The 21,523-nt window shown below is 64.9% G+C and carries 18 protein-coding genes; 9 read left to right on the top strand and 9 right to left on the bottom strand.

Annotated elements, in window-relative coordinates:
• The first annotated feature begins 2 nt into the window (after positions 1-2).
• Positions 3-545: a pyridoxamine 5'-phosphate oxidase family protein gene (locus OKQ63_RS06110; protein ID WP_264213068.1), complete on the top strand. Its 543-nt coding sequence runs from the start codon at positions 3-5 to the stop codon at positions 543-545.
• Between the two features lie 20 nt (positions 546-565).
• Positions 566-1,246: a DNA alkylation repair protein gene (locus OKQ63_RS06105; protein WP_264213885.1), complete on the top strand. Its 681-nt coding sequence runs from the start codon at positions 566-568 to the stop codon at positions 1,244-1,246.
• 57 nt (positions 1,247-1,303) lie between these two features.
• Here the strand turns inward: OKQ63_RS06105 and OKQ63_RS06100 are convergent, their stop codons facing one another.
• Entirely contained in the window at positions 1,304-1,735 is a 432-nt protein-coding gene (locus OKQ63_RS06100; protein WP_264213067.1) for a hypothetical protein, read from the bottom strand.
• 90 nt (positions 1,736-1,825) lie between these two features.
• On the opposite strand from OKQ63_RS06100, the gene moaA reads away from it, so the two are divergent.
• Genes moaA through OKQ63_RS06085 form a run of 3 tightly spaced genes read left to right on the top strand, consistent with a single transcriptional unit; the run spans position 1,826 to position 5,210 of the window.
• Positions 1,826-2,836: a GTP 3',8-cyclase MoaA gene (gene moaA / locus OKQ63_RS06095; RefSeq protein ID WP_264213066.1), complete on the top strand. Its 1,011-nt coding sequence runs from the start codon at positions 1,826-1,828 to the stop codon at positions 2,834-2,836.
• A 2-nt stretch (positions 2,837-2,838) separates the two neighbouring features.
• Positions 2,839-4,152 carry a 3-deoxy-D-manno-octulosonic acid transferase gene (locus OKQ63_RS06090; protein WP_264213065.1) on the top strand — a complete coding sequence of 438 codons (1,314 nt, stop codon included), beginning with the start codon at positions 2,839-2,841 and terminating at the stop codon, positions 4,150-4,152.
• Positions 4,152-5,210, top strand: a complete 1,059-nt coding sequence (locus OKQ63_RS06085; protein ID WP_264213064.1) for a glycosyltransferase family 4 protein — start codon at positions 4,152-4,154, stop codon at positions 5,208-5,210. The genes OKQ63_RS06090 and OKQ63_RS06085 overlap by 1 nt, the downstream gene beginning before the upstream one ends.
• Positions 5,211-5,323: 113 nt before the next feature.
• On the opposite strand, the gene OKQ63_RS06080 is transcribed toward OKQ63_RS06085, so the two are convergent.
• From OKQ63_RS06080 to OKQ63_RS06065, 4 genes are all read right to left on the bottom strand, one after another.
• Positions 5,324-6,487: a M20 aminoacylase family protein gene (locus OKQ63_RS06080; RefSeq protein WP_264213063.1), complete on the bottom strand. Its 1,164-nt coding sequence runs from the start codon at positions 6,485-6,487 to the stop codon at positions 5,324-5,326.
• Positions 6,488-6,521: 34 nt separating this feature from the next.
• On the bottom strand, positions 6,522-7,688 hold the full coding sequence (locus OKQ63_RS06075; RefSeq protein ID WP_264213062.1) for a M20 aminoacylase family protein: 1,167 nt from the start codon (positions 7,686-7,688) through the stop codon (positions 6,522-6,524).
• Positions 7,689-7,889: 201 nt separating this feature from the next.
• Complete coding sequence (argE, locus tag OKQ63_RS06070; RefSeq protein ID WP_264213061.1) at positions 7,890-9,056, bottom strand: acetylornithine deacetylase; 1,167 nt, start codon at positions 9,054-9,056, stop codon at positions 7,890-7,892.
• 2 nt (positions 9,057-9,058) lie between these two features.
• Positions 9,059-10,879 (bottom strand): ABC transporter ATP-binding protein, encoded by a 1,821-nt coding sequence (locus OKQ63_RS06065; RefSeq protein WP_264213060.1) that lies wholly within the window; start codon positions 10,877-10,879, stop codon positions 9,059-9,061.
• 344 nt (positions 10,880-11,223) lie between these two features.
• On the opposite strand from OKQ63_RS06065, the gene OKQ63_RS06060 reads away from it, so the two are divergent.
• The 4 genes from OKQ63_RS06060 (at position 11,224) to OKQ63_RS06045 (ending at position 16,352) form a co-directional block, all read left to right on the top strand.
• The gene (locus OKQ63_RS06060; protein ID WP_264213059.1) at positions 11,224-12,927 is read left to right on the top strand and encodes a peptide ABC transporter substrate-binding protein; all 1,704 of its coding nucleotides are present in this window, start codon (positions 11,224-11,226) and stop codon (positions 12,925-12,927) included.
• Between the two features lie 148 nt (positions 12,928-13,075).
• A complete protein-coding gene (locus tag OKQ63_RS06055; protein WP_264213058.1) occupies positions 13,076-14,083 on the top strand; it encodes an ABC transporter permease in 1,008 nt (335 codons plus the stop codon).
• On the top strand, positions 14,076-15,047 hold the full coding sequence (locus tag OKQ63_RS06050) for an ABC transporter permease (RefSeq protein ID WP_264213057.1): 972 nt from the start codon (positions 14,076-14,078) through the stop codon (positions 15,045-15,047). The genes OKQ63_RS06055 and OKQ63_RS06050 overlap by 8 nt, the downstream gene beginning before the upstream one ends.
• Before the next feature lie 231 nt (positions 15,048-15,278).
• Positions 15,279-16,352 (top strand): YeeE/YedE family protein, encoded by a 1,074-nt coding sequence (locus OKQ63_RS06045; protein ID WP_264213056.1) that lies wholly within the window; start codon positions 15,279-15,281, stop codon positions 16,350-16,352.
• Here OKQ63_RS06045 and OKQ63_RS06040 read toward each other — a convergent pair.
• The 4 genes from OKQ63_RS06040 to OKQ63_RS06025 all read right to left on the bottom strand — a co-directional run bounded on the left by OKQ63_RS06040 (position 16,288) and on the right by OKQ63_RS06025 (position 21,402).
• On the bottom strand, positions 16,288-17,568 hold the full coding sequence (locus OKQ63_RS06040) for a DUF3422 family protein (protein WP_264213055.1): 1,281 nt from the start codon (positions 17,566-17,568) through the stop codon (positions 16,288-16,290). The two genes, OKQ63_RS06045 and OKQ63_RS06040, sit on opposite strands and share 65 nt — an antisense overlap.
• A gap of 221 nt (positions 17,569-17,789) precedes the next feature.
• Positions 17,790-19,226, bottom strand: a complete 1,437-nt coding sequence (locus tag OKQ63_RS06035) for an NAD(P)(+) transhydrogenase (Re/Si-specific) subunit beta (protein WP_264213054.1) — start codon at positions 19,224-19,226, stop codon at positions 17,790-17,792.
• A 15-nt stretch (positions 19,227-19,241) separates the two neighbouring features.
• Positions 19,242-20,813, bottom strand: coding sequence for a Re/Si-specific NAD(P)(+) transhydrogenase subunit alpha (locus OKQ63_RS06030; RefSeq protein ID WP_264213053.1), 1,572 nt, complete (start codon positions 20,811-20,813; stop codon positions 19,242-19,244).
• 139 nt (positions 20,814-20,952) lie between these two features.
• Complete coding sequence (locus tag OKQ63_RS06025; RefSeq protein WP_264213884.1) at positions 20,953-21,402, bottom strand: methyltransferase family protein; 450 nt, start codon at positions 21,400-21,402, stop codon at positions 20,953-20,955.
• Positions 21,403-21,523: the final 121 nt, after the last annotated feature.

Raw genomic sequence — 21,523 nt, 5'->3', positions numbered from 1 at the left:
ACATGGCAAAGCAGTTCCCGCAGATCGAAGACGCGCACCGCAAGTTCATTGAAGAACAGCACGTGTTCTTCACCGGTTCCGCAGGTCCTGAAGGCCGGGTGAACATCTCGCCCAAAGGGATGGACTCGCTGCGGGTGCTGGGGCCGGACCGGATTGTCTGGATGAACCTCACCGGCAGCGGCAATGAGACAGCGGGCCACCTGCTGGAGGTGAACCGGATCACCCTGATGTGGTGCTCCTTCACCACCCGCCCGATGATCCTGCGCACCTATGGCACCGCCAGGGTGCTGCACACCGGTGATGAAGGCTGGCACGATCTGGCCGCCCTGTTCCCCGCCCACCGCAGCGCCCGGCAGATCTTCGATGTCGCGGTCGATATGGTGCAGTCCTCCTGCGGCTATGCGGTGCCGTTCATGGAATACCAGTCCGAGCGCGGCACCATGCAGAAGTGGGTCAACGATAAATCGGACGACGAGATCCGCGCATATTGGGTGGAAAAGAACCAATCCACCATCGACGGCAAGCCCACCGGCGTGCCGGTGTGACTTCCGTGACCGGGAACGCGATGCTGGACACGCATCTGGACCAGCTCAAGGCCCTGGCCGACCCCGGCCGGGCAGAGCAGATGGCCGCCTATCACAAGCAGACCCGCCAGGTGCTGGGGGTGCCCAACCCGGCCACCAACGACCTGACCAAATCCTGGCGCCAGTCCCTGAGCCTGGCTGCGCGCGCGGATTTGGCCCGCGCCCTGTGGGACACCGACATCTTCGAGGCCCGCATCGCCGCCGCCAAGCTGCTGACCCAGGCCCGGATCAAGGAAGACGCGCTGGTCTGGGAGCTGCTGCAGGCCTGGGTGCCGGAGTTCGACAGCTGGGCGATTGCCGATCACGCCTGCTCTGCCATTGCCAAACGGCTGCAAGCGGACCCTGCACGGCTGGACACGGTGGAGGCCTGGACGCAGTCGGACCGCATGTGGACCCGCCGCGCCGCCCTGGTGGCCACCCTGCCCTGGGCCAAGATGAACAACCTGAAACCGGCCGATCAGGAACGCCGCGAACGCATCCTTGGGTGGGCGGTCTCTTACGTGCCGGACCGCGACTGGTTCATTCAAAAGGCCATCGGCTGGTGGCTGCGCGATCTCAGCAAGCATGACGCCGCCCGCACGGCCGCCTTCCTGGCGGAACACGGGCCGGGCATGAAAGCCTTCGCCCGCAAGGAAGCGGCCAAATACCTGAAAAACGCCTAGCCCTGCCGCACCGCCGCCCCAAGAGGGCGGGCGCTTCTCGCGTCACCGGCAAAACGCTCAGCCTGCGGGCAGCACCTGCACTTCGGCCAGCTCGGTCAGCGGCAGGCCCAGCGCCCGCATGGCGCCGATCGACAAGCGGCTTCCGCCTGTTTCCGCGCCCGGGATCGGTTTCAGCGTCAGCACAACTTGAGTATTGCGGCTGGAGCGGACCAGCGCCTGCTGCTCGGCCGCCACCAGCGGTGTCTCCATCCACATTCCCGGCAGCGAAGGATCACCCAGCGACGCCACCGTGGTCGCGGAGCCGCGGAAGGACGGCGCGGCGGGGTCCGTCTCTGCCACATCGACGCCAGGCGCTGGCTGCAGGACCGGGTCCTGCGGCTCTGCCGCCGTGGGGGCGCCCTGGCCGCCAAGAATGGAAGAATTCAGCTGAATGCCGTTGCAAGCGGCCAGCAGGGAAATCGAAGCAAGGGAAATGACTGTCATACGCATGAGGCGACCCTAGCTTCCGGCGAAACTCTTTGCCAGACACAAATGCCGTCCCCCCTTGCCGCGGGCGGTGCCCCGCTTTACCTAGGAAGCATGACAGCTCCGCTCATCGATCCCTTCGCCCGCGCAATCACTTACCTGCGTGTCTCGGTCACCGACCGCTGCGACTTCCGCTGCGTCTATTGCATGTCGGAAAACATGACCTTTCTGCCCAAGAAGGACCTGCTGACGCTGGAGGAGCTGGACCGGCTCTGTTCCACTTTCATCCGGCTGGGCGTTGAGAAGCTCAGGATCACCGGCGGCGAGCCGCTGGTGCGCCGCGGCATCATGACGTTCTTCGACGCGATGAGCCGCCATCTGGAGACCGGTGCGCTGAAAGAGCTGACGCTGACCACCAATGGCTCGCAGCTGATGAAATACGCCGATGACCTCTATGCCGCCGGGGTGCGCCGGGTGAATATTTCGCTCGACACGCTGGACGAGCAGAAGTTCGCGGACGTGACCCGCTGGGGCCGCCTGCCGCAGGTGCTGAAAGGCATTGATGCGGCGCAAAAGGCCGGCCTTCGGGTCAAGATCAACACGGTGGCGCTGAAAGGCTTCAACGAGCAGGAGCTGCCTGCCATCACCCGCTGGTGCGCCGAACGGGACATGGACCTCACCTGGATCGAGGTGATGCCGATGGGCGAGGATATCGGCAACATGGAGCGGATCGGCCAGTACTGGTCGCTGGAGGATGTGCGCGCCGAGTACGAAAACCACTACACCGTCACCGATCTGGCCGAACGCAGCGGCGGCCCGGCCCGCTATGTGCGGCTGGAGGAGAGCGGCCAGAAAATCGGCTTCATTACCCCCTTGTCCCATAACTTCTGCGAAAGCTGCAACCGGGTGCGGGTCACCTGCACCGGCGAGATCTACACCTGCCTCGGGCAGGAGGGCAAAGCCGACCTGCGCAGCCCCCTGCGCGCCAACGAGGAAGGCACCGGCGTGCTGGAGGCGGCGATCCGCGCCGCCATCGGCGACAAGCCGCGCGGCCATGACTTCGACTATTCGCGGCAGGAAGTCGGCGGCAAGATGACCCGCCACATGAGCCACACCGGCGGCTGACCATGTCCGGGGACACGCCTGCGCGGCCGACGCTGCTCTATTCCCTGTATTGCGGCGCCAGCGCGCTGATTGCGCCGTTCGCCTGGCGCAAGGTGGCGGCCAAACTGCGCGGCTACGGCCTGCCGGAAGAGCGCGTGCGCGAGCGCCGCGGCCATGCCTCCCTGCCGCGTCCCGCCGGGCGGCTGATCTGGTTCCATGCCGCCTCGGTCGGCGAGAGCCTGTCGGTGCTCACACTCATCAGGCGCATGGGAGAACAGGCGCCGGATGCGGAGTTCCTGATCACCTCCGGCACCCCGACCTCGGCCGAGCTGATCGCCAAACGGATGCCGCCGCGCTGCCGCCACCAGTTCCCGCCGCTGGATACGGCTGCTGCGGTGGACCGCTTCCTGACCCACTGGCGCCCCGATCTGGGGGTGTTCGTGGAAAGCGAGCTGTGGCCGCAGATGCTGGTGCGTGCCCGCAAAACGGGCTGCCCGCTGGTGCTGCTGAATGCGCGGCTGTCGGACCGCTCGGTGAAGGGCTGGAAGAAACGCCCGCAAACGGCACGCTACATCCTGGATCAGTTCGGCCTGCTGGTGACCCAGAACCAGAAAACGGCTGCGAACCTGCAGGCAATGGGCGCCGCCCCCGGCCGCATCCGCCCCGGCAGCAACCTCAAGGCGGTGTCGGATCCCCTGCCGGTGGACCCTGAGACGCTGGCCGCGGTCCGCAACGCGGTATCCGACCGCCCGGTGTGGGTCGCGTCCTCCACCCATGACGGCGAAGAGGAGACTGTGCTGGAGGCGCATAAGGCGCTGCTGCGCCGGCACCCCGAGCTGTGCCTGCTGCTGGCCCCCCGCCATCCGGAACGCGGTGACAGGGTCGAGGCGCTGATCAAACAGGCCGGGCTGACCCTGGCCCGCCGCAGCATGGGGGTTCTGCCGGGCGCGGGCACCCAGGTCTATCTCGCCGACACGCTGGGCGAGGTGGGCATCTGGTATGCGCTCTGCCCGCTGGTGTTCCTGGGCGGGTCCCTGCATGACATCGGCGGCCACAACCCGTTTGAACCGATGCAGGCCGGCGCTGCGGTGATCACCGGCACCGGGCATTACAATTTCGCCGAGACCTATGCCCAGCTGACCGCCCTTGGCGCCGCGGCCGAGGTGCGCTCGGCGGCAGAGCTGGCGGAACAGGTTGCCGGATGGCTGGAGCAGCCGGAGCGCTTTCAGGCAGCCCGCGACGCCGCCGGGCAGTTCATCTCCCGGCAATCCGATCAGCTGGACCAAACGGTGGAAGCGCTGCTGGCGCTTCTGCCCCCGCCCGCAGGGAGGCCGTGATGGCACAGGTGGACGCCAAAACAATCGAAGTCATCGCGCCGAATTTCAAGCGCCGCCTGTCCGGCGTGACCTCGACCATCGTGCGGCTGGTGCCGCTGCAGCGCAAGCAGATTGCGATTGCCACCGCAGGCAGCGGCCTGCCCGGGGACATGCCGCATCTCTCCGTGCCCCAGCTGGTGCTCATGCCCCGCAACGGCCCGGCCGGCGCCCGGGTCTGGCACGCCCGGCGCAATGTCGAGATGCTGGGCGGGCTGGCGCTCAAGTACCTTCTGGGCAAGCGGCTGAAACTGCTGTTCACTTCCGCCTCCCAGCGGCATCATTCGGGTTACACCAAGTGGCTGATCTCGCAGATGGACCGGGTGATCGCCACCTCGGCCAAGGGTGCCGCCTATCTGGAGAAGCCGGTGCAGGTGGTGCATCACGGGATCAATACCGAAGAGTTCTGTCCGCCCGCGGACAAACCTGCGCTGCGGCGTGAACTGGGTCTGCCGGAGGATGCCGTCCTGATCGGCTGCTATGGCCGTATCCGGGCACAGAAAGGCACCGACGTTTTTGTCGGCGCCATGCTGGAAGTGCTGAAAGCCCACCCCAAGGCCGTGGGCCTGGTGATGGGCCGTGCCACCGAAAAACACGTGGCGTTCGAAAAGGAGCTGCGCGCCAGGGTCGAGGCCGCGGGCCTGTCCGAGCGGCTGCTGTTCCCGCCCGAGGTTCCGGTCTGGGAGGTCTCCCGCTGGTATCAGGCGCTGGATCTCTACGTGGCGCCGCAGCGCTGGGAAGGCTTTGGCCTCACCCCGCTCGAAGCGATGTCCTGCGGCGTGCCCGCCGTCGCCACCTGCGTCGGCGCCTTTGAAGAGCTGATCGCGCCGGGGGAGACCGGCCTGCTGATCGATCCGGGCGAGACGGAGCAAATGGTGGCGGCGATCAATGACGTGCTGTCCACCGAAGGCCGGCTGGCAGAGTGGTCAAAAGCCGCCCGGAAACACGCCATGACCAACTTTGCGCTGGAGAAAGAGGCGGAAACGCTTGTCACCATCTACCGCGAACTGCTGGAGCACTGACCCCTGCGCCATAGCGCACCCTGATCCCTGTTCTTCTGGCTGAAAATATCCTCGGGGGTGAATTGAGCCGCAGGCTCAAGAGGGGGCAGACAGCCCCCTCCCCCTTGCAAGGCTCAAGCCGCGGGCATCCGCTGCTCGACGATCTCCGCCCACCAGCTGCAGCCCGCCGGAATGGCATCGTCGTTGAAGTTGTACTCCGGGTGATGCACCATCGCGGTGTCGCCATTGCCCATCAGAATATAGGCGCCGGGGCGCTCTTCCAGCATGAAGGCAAAATCCTCGCCGCCCATCACCAGCGGTGCATCCGCGCAGGCGCCGGAGACGCTGGACGCGACCTTGGCGGCAAACTCGGTCTGCGCCTCGTGGTTCACCATCACCGGATAGCCGCGGTGATAGGTGACATCGGCAGTGCCGCCAAAGGTCGCCGCGATGCCGGTGCAGACCTCGTTGATCCGCTTCTCGGCCAGGTCGCGCATCTCCTTGGACATGGTGCGCACGGTGCCCTTGATCTGCACCTTCTGCGGGATCACGTTGAACGCTTTCGACGACGTCTCGAACGAGGTCACCGAGACCACGATCTGATGCACCGGGTCGGCATTGCGCGAAGCGATGGTCTGCAGCGCCAGCACTGCCTGCGCGGCCAGCACGGTGGTATCGACGGTCTCATGCGGCTTGGCAGCATGGCCGCCCCGGCCCTCGAAGGTGATGTCGAACTGGTCGGTTGCGGCAAAGAACGATCCCGGACGGATCGCAAAGGTGCCCAGCGGCTGGCCCGGCCAGTTGTGCAGGCCGTAAACTTCCTGCACGCCCCAGCGGTCCATCAGCCCGTCGTCGCACATCACCTTGGCGCCGCCGCCGCCCTCTTCGGCGGGCTGGAAGATCACCACCACCGTGCCGTCGAAATTGCGGGTCTCCGCCAGGTACTTGGCCGCGCCCAGCAGCATCGCGGTGTGGCCGTCATGGCCGCAGGCATGCATCGCGCCGGGGGTCTTGGAGGCATAGTCGAGCCCGGTCTGCTCATGGATCGGCAGCGCGTCCATGTCGGCGCGCAGGCCGATTACCTTGCCGGAGGTGTCCGCCTTGCCCTTGATGACGCCGACCACGCCGGTGCGGCCGATGCCGGTCACCACCTCGTCGCAGCCGAATTCCTGCAGTTTCTCCGCCACCAGTGCGCTGGTGCGGTGGGTTTCAAACAGGATTTCGGGGTTTTCATGGATGTCACGGCGCCAGGCGGTGATTTCATCCTGCAGTTCGGCAAAGCGGTTCTTGACCGGCATTTCTCACTCCTTTGGTTGTCTTTCCCCCGCAGCCTCAGGCCGCGGGCATTCTTCGTTCCACCAGCTCGGCAAACCAGCTGCATCCCAGCGGAATCGCCTCGTCGTCAAAGACATAGGCCGGGTGGTGGCACATCTGCGTGTCGCCGTTGCCGAGGAAGATATAGGCGCCGGGGCGCTGCTCCAGCATGTAGGAAAAGTCCTCGGACGGCATGATCGGCGGGGTGTCGGCGTTGACCTTGGCCGCCACCGCCTGCGCGGCCTCCACCGCATGGGCGGTGCCGTTTTCGTCATTGATTGTCACGGGATAGCCCGGGACCCATTCGACTTCGGCCGTGGCGCCAAACGCCGCTGCCGTGCTTTCGGCCACCCGGCGCACCCAGGTTTCGGCCTGGGTGCGGTATTCGGGGTCCAGGGTGCGCACGGTGCCCTGCAGCCTGGCGGTATGGGCAATCACATTCGACGCCGTGCTGTCGGTCTCAAACGTGCCGACGGTCAGCACCACCCGTTTCACCGGGTCCACATTGCGCGACACGATGGAATGCAGCGAGACCACGATCTGCGAGGCCACCAGCGTGGTGTCGACCGCGTCATGCGGCGCAGCGGCATGGCCGCCCTTGCCGGTCACGGTGATGTTGAACTCATCCGACGAGGCCATCAGCGGCCCCGGACGGATGGCGAATTCGCCCACCGGCAGGCCCGGCATGTTGTGCAGGCCATAGACCTCCTGGATGCCCCAGCGGTCCATCAGACCGTCGTCGCACATCGCCTTGCCGCCGCCCCCGCCCTCTTCGGCCGGCTGGAAGATCAGAACCGCCTTGCCGTCGAAATTGCGTGTCTCTGCAAGGTACTTGGCAGCGCCCAGCAGGATCGAGGTATGGCCGTCATGGCCGCAGGCATGCATCACGCCGGGCGTCTTGGAGGCATAGCCCACACCCGAGGCCTCGGGGATCGGCAGCGCGTCCATGTCGGCACGCAGCCCGATGGCGCGACCGGAGGTGTTGGTCCTGCCCTCGATCACCGCCACCACGCCGGTCCGGCCGACGCCGGCGGTGATATCGGTGATGCCGAATTCCTTCAGCCGCTCCACCACAAAGGCGGCGGTTTCGTGCACCTCGTACATCAGTTCGGGGTTCTCATGCAGGTGATGGCGCCAGGCCGTGATCTCCTGGTGCATCTCGGCAAAGCGGTTCTTGGCCGGCATATTCCCCTCCCCTTTTTGTTTCAGGTTCCGTTGCGGCAGACTGTCCGCGAAAAAACTTAGCTTCGCAAGTATCCGGTAGCCGTCAGGACGCCGCGGAACACGCCAGGCCGGATGCACGAGGCGAGCACCCCCTATGTACCGCCCGTACACCCCCTAGGCATCAATCTGAGCACGAAAGGCCCGGTTTCAAGGTGCCGGGTTTTACGCCCGCAGCTTTTCCACCAGCCCGCGCATGAAGGCGTGGCCCGCGTTGAACTGCGCCACGGTAATATACTCATTCGGCTGATGTGCCTGGGCGATGTCGCCGGGACCGCAGATCACCGCGGAATAGCCTGCCTGCTGGAACTGGCCCGCCTCGGTGCCGTAGCTGACCACGTGGGAGCCGTTGTCACCGGTCAGCAGCCGCACCAGCGCCTCGGCTTCGCCGTCCTGTTCCGGCACCAGGCCGGGGACGTCGAAATGCTTGGAGACGTCGATGCGGGCGTCCAGGTGGATGGCCTGCATCTCTGCCTCCACCTCGCGGACCTTGGCCAAATAGGCCGCCTCCCAGTCGGCGGGGTTTTCGCCCGGCACCACCCGGAAATCCATCATGAAGCGGCAGTCCTTGGCGGTGATGTTGTGGGCGGTGCCGCCCTCGATCATGCCGACATGGCAGGTGGTCCAGGGCGGCGTGAACATGGCCTGCACCTCACCCGGTTCCCTGGCCATGTTTTCCGTATTCATCTGGTTCGCCCAGTCTATCAGCCGGGCGCCCTGCATGATGGCGCTGACGCCGGTGTGCATCAGCGACGAGTGGACCTCGAACCCCACCAGATGGGTGGCATAGCCGGTGCCGCCCTTGTGGCCGGTCACCGCCTTCATCATCGACGGCTCACCGACGATCACCGCCGAGCCTTTGGGCAGCAGGGGCTGCATCGCTTCGATCATCGGCGGCGCGCCGGTGCAGCCAATTTCCTCGTCGAAGCTGAGCGCCAGCTGCAGCGGGCGTTTGACGCCCTGGCTGTGACCCTCGACCAGCGCCCAGATGGCCAGCGCATCATAGCCTTTCATGTCGCAGGTGCCGCGGCCGAAATATTTGCCGTCCTTCTCGACCACGGTGAAGGGATCCGTGTCCCACGGCTGGCCGTCCACCGGCACCACATCGGTATGGCCCGAGAGCACCACAGCGCCCTCTTCCACCGGTCCCGCATGGGCAAAAACGGCGGCCTTGTGCGGCTGGTCCGGGTCCACCCACCGGTGGCTTTCGATGCCGTGGGCGGACAAATACTCCTGCACCCAGTCCACCAGCGGCAGGTTGGTGTCCCGGCTCACCGTCGGGAAGGAGACCAGCTTTTGCATGATCTCCAGCGGCGTCAGTTTCGTGGCCATGATCAGTACCCGCTATCGGTGGTCAGCACGAAATGGCCGGGCTCAAGCTCCAGATACTCCGACGGTTCCGGCTCGTACCCGACCTCATGGATCGGCGACGGGATCGGTTTGAAGTTCAGCTCCTTCTCCGACTTGCGCCGGCGCGGGTCGGCGATCGGCACCGCCTTCATCAAAGCCTGTGTGTAGGCGTGCAGCGGGTTCTCAAAGACGCGCTCGCGCGGGCCGAGTTCGACGATGCGGCCCAGGTACATGACGCCGACCTGATGGCTGACGCGCTCCACCACCGCCATGTCGTGGCTGATGAACAGGAAGGACAGGCCCAGCTCCGCCTGCAGCTCCATCATCAGGTTCAGCACCTGCGCCTGCACCGACACATCGAGCGCCGAGACCGCCTCATCCGCGACGATCAGCTTGGGGTTCAACGCGAGCGCCCGGGCGATGGCGATGCGCTGGCGCTGGCCGCCGGACATCTCGTGCGGATAGCGGCGCATGAAGCTGCGCGGCAGGTGGACGCGGTCGAACAGGCTGGCGACCCGGTCGTGCAATTCCGAGCCTTTTGCCAGACCGTAGTTGCGCAGCGGTTCTGCGACCTGATCCAGCAGCTGCATCTGCGGGTTCAGCGATGCAAAGGGGTCCTGGAAGATCATCTGCATGTCCTGGCGCGCCTTGTGCATCTCGGAGCCGCTGAACTTCAGCACGTCGCGGCCTTCGAAATCCACCTTGCCCGACAGCGGTTCCACCAGACGCAGGATCGAACGGCCTGCGGTGGACTTGCCGCAGCCGGATTCCCCCACCAGCGACAGGGTCTGGCCCTTGAACACCTTGAAGGACACGTCTTCGACGGCATGCACGTTGGAAATGGTGCGGCGCAGCAGCCCGCCCTTGACCGGGAAGCGGGTGGTCAGGTTCTGCACGTCCAGCAGCACCTCGTCGGTGCCCATGATAGGCTCGATCTTCTGGTTTTCGACCCCCATCAGCTTCATCGGCTCAGGGTACTGCTTGCCGCGCATCTCGCCCAGTTTCGGCACTGCCGCCAGCAGCGCCTTGGTGTAATCGTGCTGCGGGTTCTCGAAGATCTCCTCGACGGTGCCCTCCTCGACCTTGTTGCCGCGGTACATGACGACGACGCGGTCGGCCATCTGGGCCACCACCGCCATGTCGTGGGTGATGAACATCACCGCCGTCCCCGTCTCGCGCTTCAGGCGGTCCATCAGCGCCAGGATCTCCGCCTGAATGGTCACGTCCAGCGCAGTCGTCGGCTCATCCGCAATCAGCAGCCGCGGCTCGCAGGCCATCGCCATCGCGATCACCACCCGCTGGCGCATGCCGCCGGACAGCTCATGCGGGTACTGGTGCAGGCGGCGCTCCGGCTCGGGAATGCGGACCTGGCGCAAAAGCTCCAGCGCGCGCTCCTCGGCCTGGGCCTTGGACATGTTCTTGTGGATGCGCAGGCCCTCGGTCAGCTGGCGGCCCACCGTGAACACCGGGTTGAGCGCGGTCATCGGCTCCTGGAAGATCATGCCGATCTCATTGCCGCGGATCTGCTTCATCATCTCCTGCTCGGTGGTGGCGAGGTTCGTCTCGCCGCCCTCGCGCCGGTTGAACAGCAGCTCGCCGCCCGCGATTTCGCCGCCGCCGAACTCGACCAGCCGCATCAGCGACAGCGAGGAGACCGATTTGCCGGAGCCGGATTCGCCAACGATGCAAACGGTTTCGCCCGGGCTCACGTCAAAGGAGACATTCTCCACCCCGACGACCGGGCCATCCTTGGTCTGAAACTCAACACGCAGGTTTCTGATGGACGCAATTGCGGTGTCCAGCATGATGGGTCCCCTATCTGTCAATCACCTTATCCGCCACAGAAGGCGGCTTCAGCTTCCGGAGTAAACTCTACTTTGCACAAAAATGCTCATGCAAATAATGCATAGGGTGTTCGAAATTGGAATTTGCAATTTTCCGGGAAGTGGTCTTCGATACCCCTGTGGTTGCCTGCAGGGCGTCACGCGCCGGTGCGTCCGGACACATGTTATTGAGTGCTCGATGTCTGCGCTTTTGCTCTGCCTGCAGGTGCAATGGCCACACTTCCGCAGCGATGCGGCAAATCTCCGGGCCCGAACCGGCCCGGCCGGAAAAAAAGACACAAAACGTGTCCGACAAGGAGAGTGCGATGAAACTCAAATCCCTATTGATGGGGGCCGTTGCCACGGCTGCCCTGGCGCCGGCGGCCTTTGCCGAGCGCGGGTCTGACGGCCAGGTCAACATCATCTACTGGCAGGCGCCGTCGATCCTGAACCCGTTCCTGTCCGGCGGCACCAAGGACATCCAGGCCGCCTCGCTGGTGATCGAGCCGCTGGCCCGCTATGACCCCGACGGCAACATGGTGCCCTATCTGGCGGCCGAGATCCCGACCGTGGAAAACGGCGGCGTCAGCGAAGACCTGACCTCGATCACCTGGAAGGTCGCACCGGGCATCAAATGGTCCGACGGGACGGACTTTACCGCCCACGACGTGAAATTCACCGCCGACTACTGCATGCATCCCGAGGGCGGCTGTGCGCAGCTGACCAAATTCGAAGGCGTCACCTCGGTCGAGCTGCTGGACGACATGACCGTCAAGGTCAATTTCGACAAGCCGACCCCCTTCCCCTATGGCCCGTTCTCCGGCGGCGAAAGCCCGATCCTGCAGAAGGCGCAGTTCGAGAACTGCATGGGCGCGCGGGCGCCGGAATGCACCGAGGCCAACTTTGGCCCGATCGGCACCGGCCCCTTTGTGGTCGATGAATTCAAGCCGAACGACGTGATCACCATGTCGGCGAACCCCAATTACCGCGATCCGGCCAAGCCTGCCTTTGCCAAGGTGCTGTTCAAGGGCGGCGGCGATGCCACCGCTGCGGGCCGCGCGGTGATGGAAACCGGCGAATTCGATTATGCCTGGAACCTGCAGCTGGCGCCGGAAGTGATCGCCCAGATGGAAGCAGGCGGCAAGGGCAAGCCGGTGGCCGGCTTCGGCTCGCTGGTCGAACGCGTCATGCTGAACCAGACCGACCCGTCGCCCAGCCTGCCCGAAGGCGAACGCTCCACCGCCAAGCATCCGCATCCGTTCCTGAAGGACCCGGCGGTCTACAAGGCAATGTCGATGGCCATCGACCGGCCGCTGCTGGTGGAAATCGGCTATGGCAAGGCCGGCAAGGTCGGCTGCAACTGGGTGCCTGCGCCTGCCGCCTTTGCCTCGGACACCTTTGACTGCTCCGTCCAGGACATCGAAGGCGCCAAGGCGATGCTGGAGGAAGCCGGCTACAAGGACACCAATGGCGACGGCGTGCGGGAAACCCCGGACGGCAAGCCGATGAAGATCCTGTACCAGACCTCGACCAACGCCGTGCGCCAGGACTTCCAGGCGCTGATCAAGGAGTGGTGGGGCCAGATCGGCATCGAATCCGAACTGCGCAACGTCAATGCTTCGGTGTTCTTCGGCGGCGACCCGGGCTCGCCCGACACCTTCCAGAAGTTCTATGCCGACGTGGAAATGTACGCCAACAACTTTGACGGCACCGACCCGCAGGCTTATCTGGCCAACGGCTTGTGCGACAAGGCGCCCAAGCCCGAATCCCAGTGGCAGGGCGAGAACATCTCGCGCTTCTGCAACGAGGAGTTCGACCAGCTGCACGCCGAGCTGACCAAGACCGCCGGTCTGGAGGCCCGCGCCGAAATCGGCCGCCGCCTGAATGACATCATGGTGGAAAACGGCGGCATGATCCCGCTGGTGCACCGCGGCCGCCTGTCGGCACATTCCAACACCCTGGGCGGCGTCGACCTGAACGTCTGGGACAGCGAGCTGTGGAACGCCGCCGACTGGTACCGCATCAAGTAAGCAGCGCTTGCCTCACCTGGGGCCCTGAGGTTTCATCGGGGCCCCTTGCCACTCAGCATTGGTTACATTTAACCGCCTGCGCGTGACATGGATGTGAGGCCTCCCCGCCTGCTCCGACCTTAATACAAGCTGCAAAGGCGCCTACCTGATGCTGACCTTTACAATCCGGCGGCTGATCCTGGCAGTTCCGACACTGCTGTTCATCAGCCTCGTGATCTTCCTGCTGCTGGAGCTCGCCCCGGGCGACCCGATGGCGCAGGTTCCCCTGACCGTGCCCCCTGAAGTCAAAGAGAAAATGCGCGAGGCGCTTGGCCTCGGCCAGCCGATGCATATCCGGTTCTGGAAGTGGATCGTGCAGTTCTTCTGGATCGAGCCGCAGGTGCTGATCGACCACTACCTGGGCACCAGTTTTTCCGCTGGCGACCTGCGGGTGATCTCCTGGCAGACCCGCTCGCCGGTGATGGACATCGTGATCCAGCGCATGCCGCAGACCCTGTGGGTTGTCGGCACCGCCTATGTGGTCGCCATCCTGATCGCGCTGCCGATCGGCATCTATTCCGCCTACCGCCAGTACAGCTGGTTCGACCAGCTGGGGACATTCGTGTCGATGGTGGGTTTCTCGGTGCCGCCGTTCTTCTCGGGCGTGCTGGTGATCGTGATCTTCTCGGTACAGCTTGGCTGGTTCCCGTCGATCTATGACACCACCCACGTGGTCGACAGCTGGGATGCCTTTGTCTACCAGCTGAAGCAGATGATCATGCCGGTGATGGTGCTGGCGCTGCAGATCACCGCGCAGCTGAGCCGCTTCATGCGCGCCTCGATGCTGGACAACCTCAACCAGGACTATGTGCGCACCGCACGGGCCAAGGGGCTGAGCGAATACGTCGTGGTCATGGTGCACGTGCTGCGCAATTCGATGATCCCGGTTGTGACCGTGATCGCGCTGGGGATCCCGTCGATCTTTGGCGGCGCCATCATCACCGAGCAGGTGTTCAAGGTGAACGGCATCGGCCAGCTGCTGATCGGCGCCATTCAGGCCAACGACCTGCCGATGGTGCAGACGCTGACCTTCATCTTTGCGGTGCTGATCGTGCTGTTCAACCTGATCGCCGACGTGCTGTACGGCATTCTTGACCCGAGGATCCGCTATGACTGACAAGGAACGCTTTGTGCCCGACGAAGGCATGGCGCCGGCCTCGACCGCGGTGCCCGGCGCCGGCGCGCTGGAGGAGTTGCACAACCCGCCGCGCAGCCAGTGGCTGGATGTCTGGGACCAGTTCAAGTCCCACCGCGGCGCACTGATGGGCGGGGCCTTGTTCCTGTTCATCATCCTGGCGGTCTATGCCGGGCCGCTGGTCTGGGAGATCGACGCCACCAAGATCGACATCCGCGCCCGCAACCAGGGCCCCAGCTGGGCGCATCCCTTCGGCACCGACCAGCTGGGCCGCGACATGCTGGCGCGGATGATGGCGGGCGGCGCGACCTCTGTTTCTGTCGGCCTGACGGCGATGCTGCTGGCGCTGTTCCTGGGCTCCTTCATCGGGGTGGTTGCCGGCTTTTTCAAACGGCTGGACGGGCCGCTGATGCGGCTGACCGACCTGTTCCTGGCGCTGCCGCTGCTGCCGCTCCTCCTGGTGATGATGCTCTTGTTCCGCGAGCCGCTGAACGCAACATTCGGGCCGGAACAGGGGATCTTCATCCTGATCGTCGCCTCCATCGGCGTCACCAGCTGGATGCCCACCGCCCGCATCGTGCGCGGCGACGTGCTGGCCCTGAAGGAGCGCGAGTTCGTGATGGCGGCGCGCTCCATCGGCACCACGAACACCGGGCTGATCACCCGGCATATCCTGCCCAACGTGCTGTCGCCGATCATGGTTTCGGCCACCCTGGGGATCGCCACCGCGATCATCACTGAGTCGTCGCTGTCGTTCCTCGGCCTCGGCTTCCCGCCGGATTTCCCGACTTGGGGACGGCTGCTGTTTGATGCCACCGATTACCTGCAGCAGTACCCCGAACGGGTGTTCTGGCCCGGCATGGCGATCTCGCTGACGGTGCTGAGCGTGAACTACCTGGGCGACGGGTTGCGCGATGCGCTGGATCCGCGGATCCGCGGCCGCTGAGGCAGAACACACGCACACATTCAAATAAAAACATGACTATTGGCCGCCGCCCTGCAGGCGGCCAATTTGTTTTCCCCAAGGCGGAACCGGAAAACAAACCTTTGAGCCGGGCTGCAATTAGCGGGAAACCCTCCCTGCATTTCGCAGCACCCCAAGACGTCCGGGCCTTGCCTGACCGGCGAAAGACCGTCATTTCGGGAAAAAATTCCGTCTTTCCACCTGGTGACCGCGATGTTCGAAACATTTGGCTTTGAAGAGACCTCCGCGCGGGACGTTTCCGTCCTGTTTGCCCTTGGCGTCGGCATTCTGTTCGGGGCACTGGCGCAGCTGACCCGTTTCTGCTTTCGCCGCGCCCTGGTTGGCGATGACCGCCGTCAGGCGGCCGGCATCTGGGCCATCGCCCTCGCGGTGGCTGTTGCCGGCACCCAGGCGGCGGTGGCGCAGGGCTGGATCAGCTTTGCGGATCACCGGCTGATGGCCGGGGATCTGCCGCTGCTGGCCATCGCTGCCGGCGGGCTGATGTTCGGCGCAGGCATGATCCTGACCCGCGGATGTGCGTCGCGGCTCGTCGTGCTGGCAGGCAGCGGCAACCTGCGGGCGCTGCTGGTGATCGCGGTCTTCGCAGTTGTGGCCCATGCGACGCTCAAAGGTGTTCTGGCACCGCTCCGAACCGCGCTTGGTTCCGTAACGCTGCCGTTGGCTGACCATGCATCCCTGGCGACCCTGCCCGGCGGCCCGCTGCTGTGGAGCGCTGTGATCGCCGCCGCCGCGCTGCTGATTGCACTGCGCTCGGGCAACCGGATGCCGGCGCTGGCCGGCGGTGCCCTGATCGGGCTGCTGGTGCCTGTGGCCTGGGTGGGCACCGGCTATGTGCTGTTTGACGAATTCGACCCCATCGCGATGGAGAGCCTGTCCTTCACCTCTCCGGCTGCCGACTCATTGTTCTTCGTGATCGCCTCCAGCTCGATTCCCGCAGGCTTTGGTCCCGGACTGATTGGCGGCGTGCTGCTGGGGGCGCTGGCGGCATCTCTGCTCAGCGGCCGTTTCCAATGGCAAAGCTTCGAGACCCCGCGCCAGACCGGCCGCTACCTGACCGGTGCCGTGCTGATGGGCGCGGGCGGCGTGCTGGCCGGCGGCTGCACCGTAGGCGCCGGGCTGGCGGGCATTCCGGCCCTGAGCCTGGCGGCCCTGCTGGCGCTGGCATTCATCGCGCTTGGCGGCCTGGGCATGAATGCAGCGCTTAATGCAGCTTCTTCCGGATCCGCTGGATCCCCAGCCACACCAGACCAACAACCGGCAGAGTGACCGCCGTAATCAGCAGCTTCTTGTTCAGCCCGTACCGTTCGGCCAGCGGCAGGAAAAAGTCCGACACTAGCGACACCGCGTAATAGCTGACCGCCACCACCGACAGCCCCTCGACCGTGTGCTGCAGGCGCAGCGCAATGTCGGCACGGCGGTCCATGCTGGCCAGCAGCGCCTGGTTCTGCGCCGAGCGTTCCACATCCACCCGTGTTCTGAGCAGCTCTCCTGCACGGCGCGCCCGGTTGGCCAGCGCTTCCAGCCGCTTTTCCGCGGACTTTACCGTGCGCATGGCCGGTTCAAACCGGCGCAGCATGAATTCCGCCAGCGTCTGGAACCCCTCGTGCCGGCCCTCGCGCAGCAGGCTGACCCGCTGGTTGACCAAAGCCTCATAAGCGCCCGTTGCGCCAAAGCGGAAGGCGGACCGGGCGGCCATTGCCTCCAGTTCAGCGGACACCGTCAGCAGCTGCGACAGCGTTTGTTCGGCAGGTGCGGTGCCGCCGGTCATCTCCACCATCATCTCGCTCAGATGCGTATCCAGCGCACTGATGGTCGGGGTGAGGCCGCGGGCGCGGGAAAAGCCCAGCATGGCCATTGCCCGGTAGGTCTCGATCTCGCACAGCCGTTGCACAATTCGGCCGATGCGCTGGCTGCCGGTTCCCGCATTCGGCAGCACCGCAAAGCGCATGTGGCCGGCCGGGTCGATGCGGAAATCCCCGGCTACCACAGCGCTGTCATCCAGCACTTCAGATACCGCCAGGCTTTCCGGCACAAACCAGTCGTGCAGGGTTGCCTTCAGCTTTGCCGGAGCGGTGCGCGGCACCACCCGGATCAGCGCCGAGGTGATCCGCTGCCCAGGCACCTGTGCCAGCCAATCCTCAGGGAAGACGTCAAAATCCGCCGGATCAAACGCCCGCGTGCTGACGCCATCGCGGTAAACGGTGTAGCTGACGAATTCTGTGTGCTGCTCCCATTTGATCATGTGCCGCCCGATCTGCGCGGTGTGATGCGTCGCCCCCGGCTGGGGATGCGGCGCACCGTGGCGGTCGAGAAGGTCCGTCAGATGCTGGAGATCCTGCAGCCTGTCGCGGTGCTCGGCTTCCTGCGGTTGCTTCACGGCCAGGTAGACCACCGTGCAGGGGCTCGACATGGCGGGGAAAGGCCGCGCGTGCAGCTCGTTCGTGAGCTGATAACGCAGAGGGTGGTCCTGGATCTGGGGCATTGAGGTCTCCGGGGCAATGCGGCGGACCATAATGCCTGCCGAAAAATATGTAAAGAAAGCCTTTATTTCAATGTGTTAAATGGATGCAACAGTATGCAGAAGCCGCCCTATGGGGCTCTGCCCCCGGCCTGCGGCCTCCCCCGGAGTATTTCCGGCCAGAAAGAAGCGGCAAAGGAAAAAGGCGCCCCGATTGGAGCGCCTTCAGTCAGTTTTCCCGTCTTTTAGCTGATCATGCCCAGCAGGGTATCCAGGCTCTGCTTTGCGTCGCCATAGAACATGCGGGTGTTTTCCTTGAAGAACAGCGGGTTCTCGATGCCCGAATAGCCGGTGCCCTGGCCGCGTTTGGAGACGAACACCTGTTTCGCCTTCCAGCATTCCAGAACCGGCATGCCGGCGATCGGCGAGTTCGGGTCCTCCTGCGCCGCCGGGTTGACGATGTCGTTGGAGCCGATGACGATCGCCACATCCGTCTGCGGGAAGTCCTCGTTGATCTCGTCCATCTCCAGCACGATGTCGTAAGGCACCTTGGCCTCCGCCAGCAGCACGTTCATGTGCCCCGGCAGCCGGCCCGCCACCGGGTGGATGGCAAAGCGCACGGTCTTGCCTTTCGCCCGCAGGCGCCGGGTCAGCTCGGCGACGTTCTGCTGCGCCTGCGCCACCGCCATGCCGTAGCCGGGGATGATCACCACGGAATCGGCCTCGTCCAGTGCCGCCGCCACGCCGTCGGCGTCGATGGCGATCTGTTCGCCGTCGATCTCCATCGCCGGGCCCGCGGTGCCGCCGAAGCCGCCGAGGATCACGGAAACGAAAGAGCGGTTCATCGCCTTGCACATGATGTAGGAGAGGATCGCACCGGAGGAGCCCACCAGGGCGCCGACCACGATCAGGAGATCATTGCCCAAGCTGAAGCCGATGGCGGCCGCGGCCCAGCCGGAGTAGCTGTTGAGCATCGACACCACCACCGGCATGTCGGCGCCGCCGATGCCCATGATCAGATGGTAGCCGATGAACAGCGCCGCCAGCGTCATCAGCAGCAGCGGCAGGAAGCCGCCGGAGTTGAAGTACCAGATCAGGCAGATGAACGACAGCGCCGCGGCACCGGCGTTCAGCGCGTGGCCGCCCGGCAGCTTGGTCGCCGCCGAGGTGACCTTGCCCGCCAGCTTGCCGAAGGCAATCACCGAGCCGGTGAAGGTGATGGCACCGATGAAGATGCCGAGGAACAGCTCGACGCGCAGAAAGGCGATCTCGGCCGGGGTCTTCTTGGCAATCAGCTTGGCAAAGGTGCCGAGCTCCTCGGTGCTGCCCGCCGCCGCGGCGGCCGCCACATTGCCGATCTCGAAATGGGCGATGAAGCCGACAAAGACCGCCGCCAGGCCGACCAGCGAGTGCATCGCCGCCACCAGCTGCGGCATTTCGGTCATCTGCACCTTCTTGGCCACATAGGTGCCGATGATGCCGCCGCCCGCGATCAGCAAGAGCGACAACAGCCACAGGCCGGAGCCGGGGCCGATCAGGGTGGCGAACACCGCCAGCCCCATGCCCGCGATGCCGTACCAGACCGCGCGCTTGGCGCTTTCCTGGTTCGACAGGCCGCCGAGCGACAGGATGAAAAGAACAGCCGCAACAACATAGGCGGCGGTGGTGAACCCGTAATCCATCTGTTCTGCCTCGCTTTAGGATTTCTGGAACATGGCGAGCATGCGCCGGGTGACGAGGAAGCCGCCGAAGATGTTGATCCCGGCCATGAAGACCGAAAGCGCCGCCAGCAGGATCACCAGCCAGGACCCCGAACCGATCTGCATCAGCGCGCCGAGGATGATGATCGAGGAGATCGCGTTGGTCACCGCCATCAGCGGCGTGTGCAACGAGTGCGCGACGCCCCAGATCACCTGGAAGCCGACAAAGCAGGCCAGCGCAAAGACGATGAAATGCTGCATGAAGCTGACCGGCGCAAACAGCCCGACCAGCAGCAGCAGCGCGCCGCCGCCCGCCAGCAGGGTGACCTGGCTCCTGGTCTGCGCCTTGAAGGCCGCAACCTCCCGGGCGCGTTTTTCCTCCGGCGTCAGCTCCGGCACGGTTTCCTTGGGCTTGGCCGCAATCGCCTGCACTTTCGGCGGCGGCGGCGGGAAGGTGATCCCGCCCTCGAACGCCACGGTGGCGCCGCGGATCACGTCGTCCTCCATGTCATGCACCACCTGGCCGTCCTTGCCGGGGGTCAGGTCGGTCATCATGTGGCGGATGTTGGTCGCGTACAGCGTCGAGGCCTGCGCCGCCATCCGGCTGGGGAAGTCGGTGTAGCCGATGATGGTGACGCCGTTTTCCGTGACGATCTTCTCGTCCATCACCGTGAGCTTGCAGTTGCCGCCCTTTTCCGCCGCAAGGTCGACGATGACCGAGCCGGGCTTCATCGCCGCAACCATGTCCTCGGTCCACAGCTCGGGCGCCTCGCGGCCCGGGATCAGCGCGGTGGTGATGACGATGTCCATCTCCGGCGCCAGCTCGCGGAACTTGGCCAGCTGCGCGTCGCGGAATTCCGGCGAGGAAACAGCCGCATAGCCGCCGGTGGCGGCGCCGTCCTGCTGCTCCTCCTCGAAATCGAGATAGACGAACTCGGCGCCCATCGATTCCACCTGCTCGGCCACCTCGGGGCGCACGTCGAAGGCATAGGTGACGGCGCCGAGCGAGGTCGAGGTGCCGATGGCGGCCAGGCCCGCGACGCCGGCGCCGACCACCAGCACCTTGGCGGGCGGCACCTTGCCTGCGGCGGTGATCTGGCCGGTGAAGAAGCGGCCGAAGTTGTTGCCCGCCTCGATCACGGCGCGGTAGCCCGCGATATTGGCCATCGAACTCAGCGCATCCATCTTCTGGGCGCGGGAGATCCGCGGCACCATTTCCATGGCGATCACATTGGCGCCCTTGGATTTGGCGGCCTCCATCCCGGCCTCGTTGCCGGCCGGGTTGAAGAAGGAGATCAGCGTCTTGCCCCTGGCGAGCCGCTTCAGCTCGGTCTCGTCCGGCTGGCGCACCTTGGCGACGATGTCGCAGGCCTTCCACAAGGCGGCCGGCGTTTTGATGATTTCAACGCCTGCGGCCTCATAGGCGGCGTCCGCAAACCCCGCCGCCGCCCCGGCCCCCGCCTCGATCGCGCAGTCATACCCCAGCTTCTGCAGCTGACGCGCCGACTCCGGCGTCATCGCAACTCGGTTCTCGCCCGCAAATGTTTCTTTTGGTGTCCCTATTTTCACCGTGTCATTCCCCCTCGTCCTGCCCGCGCCAGTCGTTCCTGGGTACGGATCACAATAATTCTCTACTACTATGCGCAAGATTGTTGCGCAAGGATTTTGCTGCGTTGCCGCAAAGTCATGCCGCAATGCCGCATTCCAGTCAGATCCAGCGGCGCACCTTCTGTTCATAAAGCGCCCAGCCGGCCCGGAAGGTCCGCCGCATCCGGTCCTCTTCCGGCAGCACAAACCGCTTCTCCAGCACCCAGAGGAAGATCGGGATCAGCGGCAGCGACAGCACCGCATCAAACCACAGGATCAGGCCTGCCAGGATCAGCACGTCGCCCAGATAGATCGGATTGCGGCTGCGGCTGAAGATTCCCGATTGCACCAGCCGGCTGGGTGTCTGGTGCGGGATAACCGTGGTCTTTTGCCGCCGCATCTCAGTAACGGCGAGCAGCGCCAGAAGAATGCCGCCCCCCAGAAGGATGCCGCCGAGGAACTCTGCCCAAGGCCCCCCGAAGGAGAGCCGGAATGCAAAATGCGCCGACTGCAGCCAGGCCGCCAGAACAAAGCCTGCCAGCCAGACAGGCGGCACGTCCAGCCATCGCATCATGGCCTGCCCTTTTGCAGATTATGTCCTGAAATCATGCGCATTGCGGGCAATCTTCCCTTATCCGGCTTGGTCGTCCAGACCAGTTCGGCCGGGAGTCTCAGAAAAGGACAAAATGCCC

Source organism: Leisingera thetidis (genome assembly GCF_025857195.1).
In the GTDB taxonomy this organism is placed as follows: Bacteria; Pseudomonadota; Alphaproteobacteria; order Rhodobacterales; family Rhodobacteraceae; genus Leisingera; species Leisingera thetidis.
Note: the sequence above shows the minus strand (reverse complement) of the source record. Positions and strands in the feature narration are given on the sequence as shown.

Coding starts and splice junctions, on each gene's coding strand:
- OKQ63_RS06110 (WP_264213068.1), top strand. CDS start 3: ATGGCAAAGCAGTTCCCGCAGATCGAAGACGCGCACCGCAAGTTCATT.
- OKQ63_RS06105 (WP_264213885.1), top strand. CDS start 566: ATGCTGGACACGCATCTGGACCAGCTCAAGGCCCTGGCCGACCCCGGC.
- OKQ63_RS06100 (WP_264213067.1), bottom strand. CDS start 1,735: ATGCGTATGACAGTCATTTCCCTTGCTTCGATTTCCCTGCTGGCCGCT.
- moaA (WP_264213066.1), top strand. CDS start 1,826: ATGACAGCTCCGCTCATCGATCCCTTCGCCCGCGCAATCACTTACCTG.
- OKQ63_RS06090 (WP_264213065.1), top strand. CDS start 2,839: ATGTCCGGGGACACGCCTGCGCGGCCGACGCTGCTCTATTCCCTGTAT.
- OKQ63_RS06085 (WP_264213064.1), top strand. CDS start 4,152: ATGGCACAGGTGGACGCCAAAACAATCGAAGTCATCGCGCCGAATTTC.
- OKQ63_RS06080 (WP_264213063.1), bottom strand. CDS start 6,487: ATGCCGGTCAAGAACCGCTTTGCCGAACTGCAGGATGAAATCACCGCC.
- OKQ63_RS06075 (WP_264213062.1), bottom strand. CDS start 7,688: ATGCCGGCCAAGAACCGCTTTGCCGAGATGCACCAGGAGATCACGGCC.
- argE (WP_264213061.1), bottom strand. CDS start 9,056: ATGGCCACGAAACTGACGCCGCTGGAGATCATGCAAAAGCTGGTCTCC.
- OKQ63_RS06065 (WP_264213060.1), bottom strand. CDS start 10,879: ATGCTGGACACCGCAATTGCGTCCATCAGAAACCTGCGTGTTGAGTTT.
- OKQ63_RS06060 (WP_264213059.1), top strand. CDS start 11,224: ATGAAACTCAAATCCCTATTGATGGGGGCCGTTGCCACGGCTGCCCTG.
- OKQ63_RS06055 (WP_264213058.1), top strand. CDS start 13,076: ATGCTGACCTTTACAATCCGGCGGCTGATCCTGGCAGTTCCGACACTG.
- OKQ63_RS06050 (WP_264213057.1), top strand. CDS start 14,076: ATGACTGACAAGGAACGCTTTGTGCCCGACGAAGGCATGGCGCCGGCC.
- OKQ63_RS06045 (WP_264213056.1), top strand. CDS start 15,279: ATGTTCGAAACATTTGGCTTTGAAGAGACCTCCGCGCGGGACGTTTCC.
- OKQ63_RS06040 (WP_264213055.1), bottom strand. CDS start 17,568: ATGCCCCAGATCCAGGACCACCCTCTGCGTTATCAGCTCACGAACGAG.
- OKQ63_RS06035 (WP_264213054.1), bottom strand. CDS start 19,226: ATGGATTACGGGTTCACCACCGCCGCCTATGTTGTTGCGGCTGTTCTT.
- OKQ63_RS06025 (WP_264213884.1), bottom strand. CDS start 21,402: ATGCGATGGCTGGACGTGCCGCCTGTCTGGCTGGCAGGCTTTGTTCTG.